We start from the raw sequence: 13,138 nt of genomic DNA, 5'->3' as shown, positions 1-13,138 counted from the left end.
CGTTCATGAGTCCGGACTGGAACGCCGCATGGCGTCAGCAGATTCTGCCAACACTGGCAGATGAAACCTGGGACTTGATCGTCATCGGCGGTGGCATCAGCGGTGCCGGCATCCTGCGTGAAGCGGCACGTCGCGGTTGGCGTTGCCTGTTGCTCGAACAGCGTGATTTTGCCTGGGGCACCTCAAGCCGTTCTTCGAAAATGGTTCATGGCGGTTTGCGCTACATCGCCAAAGGGCAATGGCGCCTGACCCGCGATTCGGTGCGCGAGCGCCAGCGCTTGCTCGACGAAGCGCCGGGGCTGGTCGAGCCGATGAGTTTCATGATGCCGCACTATCGCGGCAGCTTTCCCGGGCCTCGGGTGCTGGGTGGTTTGCTGAGCGTTTACGACGCCTTGGCGGGACGGCGCAGCCATCGTTTTCATGATGCGCAACAGCTGCGTTATCTGGCCCCGGGGGTGAAGGAAAACGACTTGCTCGGCGGCACCTGTTTTGTCGATGCGCTGACCGATGATGCGCGGCTGGTGATGCGCGTGTTGAGCGAGGCAAGGGCCGACGGTGCTGTCGTGGTGAACAGCGTTCGCGTCGAACATCTGCTTCGAGAAAACGGCCGGGTGTGCGGCGTTCAGGCCGAGGATTGCGAGGCCGGCGCGACCCTGCAATTGCGTTGTGGCGTGCTCGCCGTGGCCACCGGCGCATGGGCTGAACGCTTGCGGCCGACGGAGGCACCACGGCAATTGCGGCCGTTGCGCGGCAGTCATTTATTGCTGCCGGGTTGGCGTTTGCCGGTGGCGCAGGCGTTTACTTTTCTGCATGAGCGCGACCGCCGACCGGTGTTCGTTTTCCCTTGGGAGGGCGCGACGGTGGTCGGCACTACAGACCTCGACCATCGCGACGATCTGGATCAGAGCGCGAGCATCAGCTGTGAAGAACTCGACTATCTGCTGGCTGCCTGCACACAGCAATTCCCCGGTGCAGAAGTCACGGCCAATGACGTGCTGTCGACCTGGTCCGGCGTGCGCCCGGTGGTCAGCAGTGCGGCGGGTAATCATCACGACAAACCGTCGAACGAAACCCGTGAACATGTGCTGTGGCAGGAGCCCGGTTGCGTGACCCTGGCCGGCGGCAAACTGACCACCTTTCGCCCGCAAGCCATCGAAGTGCTCAAGGCCTGCGCGAGCATGCTGGATCGTCCTTTTGTCGATGACGCCGCGCCGGTGTTTGCCGCTGTGCCTGCGCTGCCGATTGCTGAATTGAGTCGCCAACAATGGCGACGTCTGGCCGGACGGCATGGCCGCGACTTGCCGAGGCTGGCACGGTTGCTCACCGAAATCGGCCACGACTCGGTCGGCGCCACGGACACCTTATGGGCGGAACTGGTTTTCGCCTGTGAGTCTGAAATGGTCTTGCACCTTGACGATCTGCTCCTGCGCCGCACACGTCTCGGTCTGCTGTTGCCGCGCGGTGGCGAAGAATATTTCACCGCCATCCGCCAACTTTGCCAGCCGCGACTGGCCTGGAGCGACGAACACTGGCAACAGGAAGTGCAGCGTTATCAGGCGTTGTGGCAACGCCATCACGGTCTGCCGGATGCCACGCCTTGACGCCCCTTGAAGAGAGCTCCATGGATAACCACCCGAACAAGCGTTACCTGCTGGCCATCGACAACGGCACCCAGAGCGTGCGTGCGCTGCTCTTCGATCTGCACGGCAATCTGCTCGGCAAAGGCAAGGTCGAGTTGCAGGCGTATTACTCGACGCAACCGGGCTGGGCCGAGCAGGATCCGGAGTATTACTGGGCGAAGCTCGGCGAGGCGTGTCAGCAGGTATGGGCGCAGACCGGCATTGATCGATCGCAGATAGCCGGTGTTTCCCTGACCACGCAGCGCGGTACGGTGATCAATGTCGATGCCGAGGGCAAGCCATTGCGCCCGGCGATTCTGTGGCTTGATCAACGGCAGAGTGAAGTCGAAGGCGGGATCAAAGGGCCGTGGGGCTGGCTGTTCAAACTGGTCGGCGCGCAGGGTACGGTGGATTATTTTCGCGCCCAGGCGGAGGCGAATTGGATCGCTCGCCATCAACCGGGCGTGTGGGCGGCGACCGACAAGTTTTTACTGCTCTCGGGGTTTCTCACCCATCGACTGTGCGGGCGTTTCGTCGACTCGGTGGGCTGCTGCGTCGGCTATCTGCCGTTCGACTTCAAACGCCTGAAATGGGCCGCGCCGAGTGACTGGAAATGGCAGGCGCTGGCAGTGCGTCCCGAGCAATTGCCGAGCCTGCACAAGCCCGGTGAAACCCTCGGCTACATCACCGCCGAGGCTGCTGGCCACACCGGTATTCCCGAAGGCTTGCCGCTGATTGCTGCGGGGGCTGACAAGGCCTGCGAAGTGGTCGGTGCCGGCGTGGTCGATGCGAGCACGGTGTGCCTGTCCTATGGCACCACAGCGACCATTACCAGTACCCGATCGCGCTATCTGGAAATCGTCCCGCTGATCCCGCCGTACCCCTCGGCAGTGCCGGATCAGTACAACTGCGAGGTGATGATTTATCGCGGTTACTGGATGGTCAGCTGGTTCAAGAACGAGTTCGGCTTGCGCGAAATGCAACAGGCCAAAGAGCAGGGCATCGAGCCGGAGCAACTGTTCGATGCGCTGGTGGAAGCGGTTCCACCGGGATCGATGGGTTTGATGCTGCAACCGTATTGGTCGCCGGGGATTCGCGAGCCAGGTGTGGAAGCGAAAGGCGCGATGATCGGCTTCGGCGACGTGCACACTCGCGCGCATATTTACCGGGCGATTCTTGAGGGACTGGCGTATGCGTTGCGTCAGGGCATGGAGAATATCGAGCGGCGTTCGAAGGTCTCGATCAAGCGTTTGCGCGTGGCCGGGGGTGGTTCGCAGAGTGATGCGGCGATGCAACTGACGGCGAATATTTTTGGCCTGCCGGCGGAGCGTCCGCATGTGTACGAAGCCTCGGGTCTCGGTGCGGCGATTTGTTGTGCGGTGGGGTTGGGCTTGCATGCGGATTTCCCCTCGGCGATCGCGGCGATGACCCGAGTAGGCGCGGTCTTCCACCCCCAACCCGAGGCGCAGAAAATCTACGAACAACTGTACAAAGGGGTCTATCTGCGCATGTATCGGCAACTCAAACCGCTGTATCAGAGCATCCGCAAAATCACCGGTTACCCCGCCTGAAAGAACACCGCCAATCCCTGTGGGAGCGAGCTTGCTCGCGAATGCGGAGTGTCAGTCACTATTGTCTTGTCTGACCCACCGCTTTCGCGAGCAAGCTCGCTCCCACAAGGTTCTGCAGTGGAATCGGATCCTCTTACTTGGCGCCATCGGAGAGTTTTTCTGGTGAGATCGGACAGTGTCACCAGCGGGGACGGTTGTTAGGCTCATCCCCCACGGCACCGCCAATAAGAACGAAAAGCAATGAAGCTGACTTTCCTCCTGTTGCTGCTTTGTGCAACGGCCCCGAGCGCTTGGGGCTGGTCGAACCATACGGTCGGCAGCTATCTGGCGTTGCAGGAGCTGCCGGCGTTGCGCGATGCGCCGCCGGTGGAAGTCGAGCCTCTGGAGCATTTTCTCCGCGAGCAATACCCGGCCGTGCTGGCGCTGTTGGAACAACAGGAAAACTTCGCCCGCGAGCACTTCACTCAATACCCGCCACGCCCCGATAACCTGAAATTGCCGGCGGTGCCGAGTGACAATCCGCGCCACGACTTCCTCACCGCGTTGCGCATCAACCCCGAGATTCATCTGGCGATGGTCATCCAGCCATTGCCCGGCAAAGACCTGCCTGAGCGTGAGCACTTGCAAGCCGATCAAGTCATGGTCGAACAGACCCTGTCACCTTGGAATCGCCAGCGCTTCATCGTTGTCGCCGAGCACGAAAAAGTTGCACCACTGGCCGTGCTCGCCAGTGCCGCTGACGAACCGGATTACGGCCACGACATCAACCTGTTCAGCGACAACCCCGGTGATGTCGGTGCGCGCTACGGCTTCGGCCCGCAACCCTTTGGTGATGCGCGTTTCCAATACAGCTCGCAGGCGCCGTTCCACATGGGCTTCTTCCATGAAAGCGCGGTGGTCTATGCCGCTGCCGGTTTCCTCGAACGCAGTTGGCCGGACTGGCGCGCGTATCAATACATGGGCCTGGCGCGATTGGCGTTTGCCAGCGGTCATCCGTACTGGGGTTATCGCTTTCTCGGCTGGGGCCTGCACCACATTCAGGACCTGACCCAGCCCTATCACGCCAAGCCGTTGCCGGGCGTCGATCTCGCCAGTCTTCTGTTGCTGGAAGGCAAGGCCATCGCCGGATTCGCGGAGGATAAACAGGCCTCCATCGAACGCGTCGCCACGCGGCACATGGAGGTCGAGAAGTATCAGTCGACCTGGCTGCGTCGACTGCTACGCGCCGGTCAACCTCATCCGATGCTTGCTGCTTATGCCGATCTCGCTAAGGACAAAAGCTATCCGCCGTACTCGGTCGACTACCTGCGCGAAGTGGTCAGCGCCGAGTCCGTCAACGACTCCGCAGCGTTAGATGCGGCCATCGGGCAGTGGCTTGAGACGACACCGACTACCAGTGATTTCAGCGGCGGCAATCAGCTGCATCACGAAGATTTCGACCATCCGGCACTCAATCAGCAGCTGTTCAAATTGCTCGGCCATTTCGGCGCGCACAGCCGGATTTACGTCAGCGCGGGATTGGCGCCCTAGCCCTCGCGGCAGGACAACAAAACAATAAAAAACAGGGAAGGAGGAACACATGATCAACACTCGATTGCGCCTGACGGGCGCCGCGCTTCCCGGTGTCGGCCTGGCCGGGTTGCTGCAACTGTGCGCGGTCGATGCGGCGCACGCGGTGGAGTTCAGCGTCATGGACAAACAGGTCACCGGTTCCGTGGACACGACCTTGTCCTATGGCCGTTTGTGGCGAGTACAGGGCCGCGATAAAACCAACGATGACGTCAACACCAACGACGGCAATCGCAACTTCGACACCGGGCTGGTTTCCGAGGTGTACAAGATCACCTCCGAACTTGAAGCCAATTATCAGAACTACGGTTTGTTCGTGCGCGGCACCGCGTTCTACGACACGCAACTGATGGACAAACGCAACGACTACTACGACAACAACAGCCCGTCGCAACCGAGCCAGAGCTACCCGCAGGACGACCATTTCACCAGCCAGACCCGCGACATCGCCGGTAGCCGCATCGAGATGCTCGACGCCTATGTGCATGGCAGTTGGGACGTTGCGCAGATGCCGGTGACGGCGCGCGTCGGTCGGCAGGTGTTCAATTGGGGCGAGGGGATTTTCTATCGCGGCGGGATCAACACCACCAACCCGGTGGACGCCGCCAAGTACCGCTTGCCCGGCGCCGAAGTCAAGGAAGTGCTGGTGCCGGTCGAGGCGCTGAGCTTCAACATCGGCCTGACCGACTCGTTGACGATGGAGAGTTTCTACCAGACCAACTGGAAGGAAACCCGCATCGATCCGGTCGGCACGTTCTACTCGCAAACCGACCTGTTCGCCGATGGCGGCAACACCGGTTACAACAACTTCAGCGGCACCGCGCTCGATACGCCAGTGCCTGGGTTTGGCAACGTCATCGGTTTGTACAGCGCACTCGGCAACAACCCTTTGCTGAGTTCCGCCCTGCAAACCACCGGCTTGTACGCCAACGGTGTCACTCCTGCTTACGGCAACACGCTGAAAGTGGCGAGCATCGGCAAGGACTACAACGCGCGCAACGATGGCCAGTTCGGCTTTGCCTTTCGCTACATCGCCGAACAGCTCAACAGCACCGAGTTCGGCTTGTACATGGTCAACTACCACGCCAAGGAGCCGACCATCGCGGCGGATCTGGGTGGCTACAAAGGCATCGACATGGATGCACTGACTAACCTGCTTGCCGGCGTCGCCGGCAATCAGGCCGGGGCGCTGGCCAATGGTCTGGCCACCGCTGATGTGATGGGCAATATCCAGGCGCATCGGCGTTACGCCGAAGACATCCGCATGTACGGCTTCAGCTTCAATACCACGTTGGGTGAGGCGTCGGTGTTCGGCGAAATTGCCTATCGGCCGAACCTGCCGATCGGTGTCGCGGCCACCAACGACTTGATCGGTGACCTGGCCAACGGTGCGGCGGTGGCAGTGACAGGCCAGTCGATCAACGTCGGCGGGCAGAGTGTGACTCTCGATAGTCAGATCAATAACGCCGAACGTGTCGAAGCCTTCAACACTTCGCTGGGGACCATCTACAACTTCGGCCCGACAGCGTCGTTCGACTCGCTGTTCGGCATCTTCGAACTGGCCGCCGAGCACCTGCGCGGCAGCAGCCTGCAATACACCGCGTATGACGGCAGCCGTCGTTATTACGCCGGCACCGGTAACTATTCCTATGTGTCTGGCGGTGATCGCGACGATCAGGTCAATCGCAATTCCTACAGCTACACGGCAATGCTCAACGGCACCTGGAACGACGTGTACGCCGGGGTCAACGTCTCGCCCTACATCGTTTACAAGGACGATTTCGAGGGCAACAGCTATCAGGCCGGCAACACCATCGAAGGTCGCAAGGCCTACACGCTGGGGGTCAAGGCCAACTACCAGAACAAGCTCGAAGCCGAACTGCAATACACCGAGTTCTATGGCGGCGGGCAAAACAACGGCATTCGCGACCGCGACAACGTCGGGTTCAACCTCAAGTATTTCTTGTGAGTTTCACACGAGATTTCTGGGACACCTCATTCCCCTGTGGGAGCGAGCTTGCTCGCGAAGAGGCCGGCACATTCAACACAGGTGTCGCCTGACACACCGCTTTCGCGAGCAAGCTCGCTCCCACAGGTTTCTGCATTCTGGAGAAGATCATGTTTCACACTTCACGATTGACCAAGACCACGCTGGCGCTCGTCATGGGGCTGGCGGCCAGTAGCGCGTTCGCCGCCATCACCCCGCAACAAGCCGAACAACTGAAAACCACCCTGACCCCCATGGGCGCCGAACGCGCGGGCAACGCCGCCGGCACCATCCCAGCGTGGACCGGCGGTATCACCCAGGCGCCCGCCGGCTACAAACCGGGCCAGCATCACCCCGATCCGTACGCCGCCGACAAACCGCTGTTCACCATCACAAAAGCCAATCTCGACCAGTACAAAGCGCACCTCAGCCCCGGCCAGATCGCCCTGTTCAACAGCTATCCCGACACCTTTCAGATGCCGATTTACCCATCCCGTCGCTCCGGCTCAGCGCCGCAGTGGCTGTACGACAACACCCTGAAAAATGCGACCTCGGCCAAGTTGCTCGAAGGCGGCAGCGGTTTCTCCGATGCTTACGGCGGCGTACCGTTCCCGGTACCCAAGGACGGCGTCGAAGTGCTGTGGAACCACATCACCCGCTATCGCGGCATCTACGTCGTGCGCCGCGCCTCCGAAGCGCCGGTCCAGCGCAACGGCAGCTTCGCGCTGGTGACCTCGCAGCAGGAAGCGCTGTTCAACTACTACCGCCCGAACGGCCAGTTCGCCGACCTGAAAAACATCCTGTTCTACTATCTCGCCTTCGTGAAAAGCCCGGCGCGACTGGCCGGCGGTGCCGCACTGGTGCACGAAACCCTCGATCAACTCAAGGACGCACGCCAAGCCTGGATCTACGACGCCGGCCAACGCCGCGTGCGCCGCGCGCCGAACCTCGCCTACGACACGCCGATCGCGTCCTCTGATGGCCTGCGCACCGCCGACGACACCGACCTGTTCAACGGCTCGCCGGATCGCTACGAGTGGAAGCTCAAGGGCAAACAGGAAATCTACATCCCCTACAACAATTACAAAGTCGGCAGCCCCGACGTGAAATACGCGCAACTGCTCACCCCGGGCCACCTCAACCCGCAATACACCCGCTACGAACTACACCGGGTCTGGGTGGTGGAAGGCAACCTGAAACCGGGTTCGCGGCACATCTATTCCAAGCGTGTGCTGTTTCTCGATGAAGACAGCTGGGGCGCGGCACTGGTCGATCAATATGACGGGCGCGGGGAGTTGTGGCGCGTGTCGATGGCTTATCTGAAAAACTTCTACGACCTGCCCACAACGTGGAGTGCGCTGGATGTTTTCCACGATTTGCAGGCACGGCGTTACTACGTGCAGAACCTTGATAACGAGGAAGCGGAGACGGTGGATTTTGCGCAGCCGGTGCCGGAGGACGCGTACTTTATGCCGTCGGCGTTGCGGCAGCGTGGGACGCGGTGATGGCCGAAGTCTAAGTCCACCACTGACAGAAAAAGCCCGAAGCCACTGATACATTTGGCTTCGGGTTTGTTCTGTGGAGTTGAAAATATCTACTTTACAGATATCTGTATTTGAGATAATTTGGCTGCATGTAGGGATTCCAGAACCGAAAATTGTATGGGAGTGATCACAAAAGCGGCGGTTGCGCGGGCCATTGAGACTCATGGCCAGTGGAGAGATCCTCTCACCTTGTGGCTAACCATCTTCGACAGAGCATCGCTGCGCTTCGAGTCGTTTGAGAAGCTTCGTCAAGACTGGGCCAGCGCCTCAGGTTGGAACGTTGATCGTATCCCTCACTCGAAGCTGAGGCTGACGAGCAAGAAAGGTCCGCTTGATATTTACGTTTTTGATATCAAGAAAAACGAGTGCCGTGTCATTACATGGATCAACACGAAGACTGGCACTATCTATATCAAGGACATTCTTCCCCATGCCGGATATGACAAATGGTGGAAGGGTGATGTCAAGTAGTTGGCCAGAATGAAATACGCTATTTATGTTTAACGAAAATAAAGGTGATCTCAATGAAGCGTAATAAAGTCGAAGCGACAGGACTGGATTCCTTCATAGCCGATATTTCACCCATGCTTGAGGGGCTGGGCGATCAGCTAGCGACTTTGTCCAAGTTGTTGTCTGCCTGCCATGATCCGATAAAAAATGATGACGATCTGCAAGTGCGAATGGCCCTGATTGATGAGCTTTATTCCCACGCAAACACCGAGGATCATGCTGCGGCACGGTTTGCGGAGTTTGTGGCTGATCGGGTTTATGAGTACGAGAATGAAACGGTGTTGATTGCTTATTCGTCCCAATCTGAAGCGCTGGCGTTTCTGCTTTCGGAAAGAGGCGTCAAACAGAAGGACTTGTCTGAGATTGCGACCCAGAGTGCTGTTTCAGAGATATTGAATAACAAGCGAAAAATGACCGTTGCCCAGATAAAGGGATTCGCCGAGTTCTTTAAAGTGCCGGTCGAGTTTTTTATGCACGGTGTGGTTTGACGTGAAACGGTGAAAGGCCTGACGCAATCGCGGGCAAGCCCGCTCCCACACGTCATGAGTCGAACACAACATCTGTGAACGACTCAGAACCCTGTGGGAGCGGGCTTGCCCGCGATTGGTTTTTGGCTTCAGCGCTGTAAGAAGATCAAACGCGGAAGTGGCTGACCATCTGCTGCAACTGACCACCCAAGCGCGCCAGTTCAACACTCGACGCCGCCGTCTCATCACTCGCTGCGGCGGTCTGTTCCGACACGTCGCGCACATTGATGATGCTACGGCTGATCTCTTCAGCCACGGCGCTCTGCTGTTCGGCAGCAGCGGCGATCTGCTGGTTCATCGACTGGATGTTCGACACCGTACGGGTGATGTTTTCCAGCGATGCGCCAGCCTTGCGGGTCAGGGCTACGCTGCTGTCGGTCAGGGCGCGGCTGTTGCTCATTACGGCCGATACTTGCTGGGTACCGTTCTGCAGACCGGCGACCAGGCCTTCGATTTCTTCGGTGGATTTCTGCGTGCGCTGGGCCAGACCACGAACTTCGTCGGCAACCACGGCAAAACCACGACCGGCTTCACCGGCACGGGCGGCTTCGATCGCAGCGTTGAGCGCCAGCAGGTTGGTCTGTTCAGCCACAGCCTTGATCACGTCCATGACGCTGCCGATCTTGTCGCTTTCCTGTTGCAGCACGCTCATGGCTTCGGTCGAACGCACCACTTCGCTGGCCAGACGTTCGATCTGCGCGATGGCTTCGTTCACCACTTTGTCGCCTTCACGGGCTTCACCGTCAGCGGCAGCGGCAGCTTGCGAGGCTTCTTCGGCGTTGCGCGCGACTTCCTGCACGGTGGCGGTCATTTCGTGCATGGCGGTGGCGACCTGATCGGTCTCGACTTTCTGGCTGTTCACACCGGCGCTGGTCTGTTCGGTCACGGCGGAGAGTTCTTCAGCGGCGCTGGCAATCTGGGTGACGCCGTCGCGGATGCCGCTGATCAAGTCGCGCAGGGTCACACCCATGCGGGCGATGCCTTGTTGCAGCACGCCGAGTTCGTCGCGGCGGGTGACGGTGACGTTCTGGGTCAGGTCGCCGCTGGCGATGCGCTCGACCACGGCGAGGGTTTCTTGCAGCGGACGGGTGATCTGACGGGTGATGATCACCGCAGCAATCACGCCTACCAGCAGCGCCAGCAGGGTGCTGATCAACTGGAAGGTGCGCGCCTGGGCACTTTCGATGTCGCGACGGTCGAGCTGAATCTGATACAGCTGCTCGCTGGTGGTGACGATGGCGGTGCCTTGATCGGTCATTTCCTTACGGGCCTGCACGGCGTCGGTGTTGGCGTTTTTATAAGCCATCAACGCGCTGCGGTAGTTGACCAGTGCGGTTTCCAGCTGACGCAGGGCGTCTTGCTGAGAATCAGCGAAATGCACGTTCAGTTGCTTGAGGCTGGCAATCGCCACGTCCAGTTGGCCAACGGCTTTCTGCTCGGTGTCGGCATTGGTGGTGGCGGTGTAGCCGCGCACTTCGTAGCGCGCGAGGATGAACGCTTCCTTGGCGGCGGTGATCGCCTGGAACTGTTCGAAACGCTGCTCACTCATGTCCATCTGCTGCACGCGTTTGCTGATCGATTCGATCTGGTTGTACGCGGTCTCGGCACTCACGCTCATGCTGTCGCGGGCGCTGTTACCGGTGCGGTAGGCATTGCGCATTTTGTTCAGCGACGTCTGGTATTCAGCGATGGTCGCGGCCTGCTCCTTGAGCAGTTTGACGTTTTCCGGGCTCTTGAAGCTATTGATCAGCTTCTGCTGTTGCGCGGCGAAGCTTTCAAGGGTGGTCTGCACATTCTGTGCAGCGGTTTCATCGCCATTGGTCAGCATGTATTGCAGACGCACCACGCGCAGTTTGGTCAGACCGGCGTTGAGCTGGGTGATGTCGCTCATCCAGTTGCTGCGGTCGATCAGGCCACCGAGGCTGGTCCAGCCTGTCAGGGCCAGCACGCAGGTCAGGGCCAGCACCAGGCCGAAGCCCAGGCCCAGTTTCATGTTCACGCTGATGTTGCCGAACCAGCTATTCATCACAAAATCCTCCAGAAACGTTAGGTTTCTTAGTCGTCAGTTAGGCTGGAAGATTGTTGTTTTTTTGAGCCAGCAAGGGTGTTAGCAGGACTGTATCGGCCGCAAATCCGAGAGCTGAAAGGATTTTGTCCTACGGAATTTGTAACAACGGATCCCAAGACTTTTTTCACATGGGTTTCACTGGCTGCCCACGCGCGCCTCTGTACCTTCGCCGCATCGAATCAACCCGTGATGCAGAGTGGCGAGGCGGTTTTTGTGGAATTGAGACTGAGTCTGTTCGGCGTCAAACGCTCGATCGATCTGAGCTTTTTGGCGCGGTTTCGCAACACCTGGGTGGTGTTGGCGGCATCGGTATTAGTAATCCCCTTGACCCTGTGGTTGCTCGCGCCGGCGGCGGTGCCGGATCTGGCCCACGGCAATGCCTCGGGGGCGCAGGCACTGGCGGCAGGTTGGGCCAACGGCGACGTGATCGTGCTGGTGCGCCATGTCGAGCGTTGCGATCACTCGAAAGCCGCGTGCCTGAGTGGCAATGATGGCATCACCGACCGCTCGCGCAGTGTCGCGGTGGCGGTCGGTGCAAGGTTCGAACAACTGGGCCTGAACAACGCCGACATCTATAACAGCCCGTCGATGCGCACGGTGCAGACGGCCGGTTACATGTTCAACCATGCCGCCAGCGGTGACGACTGGCTGATCAACTGCCGGGGCCGCATGTTGCAGGACGCGTTGGCCCACAAGGTTCCCGGTCGCAACCTGGTACTGGTGACCCACAGCGAATGCATGGCGCAAATCGAGAAAGACCTCAAAGTTTCGGCCTCGGACATGGGTTACGGCTCGTCATTGTTTGTTTCCGCTGCCAGCCCGGCGGCTCCCAAGATGCTCGGCTTTATTGAAGCCTCCGACTGGCGCACGGTGACCACCCGATGAAATCCCGTTTCTACGCTTACAATTTTGGTATTCCGCTCGCCTGTGCGGCGCTGGTGTTCCTGATGTTCGACATGACCAAAATCGACATCGCCTTCAGCAACCTGCTGTTCGATCCGCTGACCCAGACCTTCCCGCTCGACAAAATCCATTTCTTCGAAAAGCTCACCCACAAATGGGCGCGGATCATTCCGAACTGGACGGCGGAAATCGCCCTGATCGGCGCGCTGCTGTCGGTGATCTGGCCGTTGGTCAATCCGCAGAAACGTCCGCGCCTCGGCGCAATGCTGGAGCGCAGCAAAGTCGCGCCAGTGCTGCGATTTGCCGCTGATCACCGTCGGGATTTTCTGTTTGTGGTGGTCGCATTCGCGGTATGCACCGGGGTGATCCATTTCCTCAAATCCCACACCAGCGTTTACTGCCCGATCGAGACCACGCTGTACGGCGGCAAAATGGCCCACATCGAGTGGTACAGCAATTTTCAACTGTTCCATGAAGCCGGTAGTGGCCGGTGCTGGCCGGGTGGTCATGCGTCGGGCGGCTTTACCATGCTGGCGCTGTATTTCGTGGCGAGACGTTATCAATGGCGTTTTTCCAGTGCCATCTTGTGGGGCTCACTGTTGCTGGGGTTCGTTTATGGCACTACTCGCGTCCTGCAAGGCTGGCACTACATGTCCCACACCTTCTGGGCCGGAATCTTTGTCTGGCTGGCGTGTTTGCTGACGGCGTTGGCCTTCTACGGACGCGCGCGGCTGGAGGTGCCGGTGCTGGGCAAGCGTGAGCAGAAAGCTTTCAGTGCTGAGGTCTCTATCTGAGCCCGTGCGGATCAAATGAAAAACCCGCCAATCATCGGCGGGTTTT

General features: G+C 59.4%; 10 protein-coding genes and 1 pseudogene. 9 read left to right on the top strand and 2 right to left on the bottom strand.

Annotation, left to right across the window (positions count from 1 at the left end; translation table 11 throughout):
- Nucleotides 1-5: 5 nt before the first annotated feature.
- The 7 genes from A8O26_RS20005 (at nucleotide 6) to A8O26_RS19975 (ending at nucleotide 9,288) form a co-directional block, all read left to right on the top strand.
- Entirely contained in the window at nucleotides 6-1,601 is a 1,596-nt protein-coding gene (locus tag A8O26_RS20005) for a glycerol-3-phosphate dehydrogenase/oxidase (RefSeq protein ID WP_064119502.1), read from the top strand.
- A gap of 20 nt (nucleotides 1,602-1,621) precedes the next feature.
- Entirely contained in the window at nucleotides 1,622-3,190 is a 1,569-nt protein-coding gene (locus tag A8O26_RS20000; protein ID WP_064119501.1) for an FGGY-family carbohydrate kinase, read from the top strand.
- A gap of 240 nt (nucleotides 3,191-3,430) precedes the next feature.
- Complete coding sequence (locus A8O26_RS19995) at nucleotides 3,431-4,720, top strand: hypothetical protein (RefSeq protein ID WP_064119500.1); 1,290 nt, start codon at nucleotides 3,431-3,433, stop codon at nucleotides 4,718-4,720.
- A gap of 49 nt (nucleotides 4,721-4,769) precedes the next feature.
- A complete protein-coding gene (locus A8O26_RS19990) occupies nucleotides 4,770-6,728 on the top strand; it encodes a DUF1302 domain-containing protein (RefSeq protein WP_064119499.1) in 1,959 nt (652 codons plus the stop codon).
- Nucleotides 6,729-6,877: 149 nt separating this feature from the next.
- On the top strand, nucleotides 6,878-8,251 hold the full coding sequence (locus A8O26_RS19985; RefSeq protein ID WP_064119498.1) for a DUF1329 domain-containing protein: 1,374 nt from the start codon (nucleotides 6,878-6,880) through the stop codon (nucleotides 8,249-8,251).
- Nucleotides 8,252-8,407: 156 nt separating this feature from the next.
- Nucleotides 8,408-8,761, top strand: a complete 354-nt coding sequence (locus A8O26_RS19980; RefSeq protein ID WP_253756959.1) for a type II toxin-antitoxin system HigB family toxin — start codon at nucleotides 8,408-8,410, stop codon at nucleotides 8,759-8,761.
- Between the two features lie 53 nt (nucleotides 8,762-8,814).
- A complete protein-coding gene (locus A8O26_RS19975; RefSeq protein WP_007911534.1) occupies nucleotides 8,815-9,288 on the top strand; it encodes a helix-turn-helix domain-containing protein in 474 nt (157 codons plus the stop codon).
- A gap of 145 nt (nucleotides 9,289-9,433) precedes the next feature.
- Here the strand turns inward: A8O26_RS19975 and A8O26_RS30675 are convergent, their stop codons facing one another.
- Both A8O26_RS30675 and A8O26_RS30670 read right to left on the bottom strand, forming a co-directional pair.
- The gene (locus A8O26_RS30675) at nucleotides 9,434-10,147 is read right to left on the bottom strand and encodes a methyl-accepting chemotaxis protein (RefSeq protein WP_371042694.1); all 714 of its coding nucleotides are present in this window, start codon (nucleotides 10,145-10,147) and stop codon (nucleotides 9,434-9,436) included.
- Between the two features lie 144 nt (nucleotides 10,148-10,291).
- Nucleotides 10,292-11,218, bottom strand: a pseudogene (locus A8O26_RS30670) (methyl-accepting chemotaxis protein); the annotation flags it as partial.
- A gap of 390 nt (nucleotides 11,219-11,608) precedes the next feature.
- Here A8O26_RS30670 and A8O26_RS19965 point away from each other — a divergent pair.
- Entirely contained in the window at nucleotides 11,609-12,280 is a 672-nt protein-coding gene (locus A8O26_RS19965; protein ID WP_064119528.1) for a hypothetical protein, read from the top strand.
- Nucleotides 12,277-13,092 carry a phosphatase PAP2 family protein gene (locus A8O26_RS19960; RefSeq protein WP_064119496.1) on the top strand — a complete coding sequence of 272 codons (816 nt, stop codon included), beginning with the start codon at nucleotides 12,277-12,279 and terminating at the stop codon, nucleotides 13,090-13,092. Before A8O26_RS19965 ends, A8O26_RS19960 begins: the two co-directional genes overlap by 4 nt.
- Nucleotides 13,093-13,138: the final 46 nt, after the last annotated feature.

This window comes from Pseudomonas fluorescens (assembly GCF_001648775.1).
In the GTDB taxonomy this organism is placed as follows: Bacteria; Pseudomonadota; Gammaproteobacteria; order Pseudomonadales; family Pseudomonadaceae; genus Aquipseudomonas; species Aquipseudomonas fluorescens_M.
The sequence above is the reverse complement of the archived record's forward strand: the minus strand, read 5'-3'. Positions and strand labels throughout refer to the sequence as shown.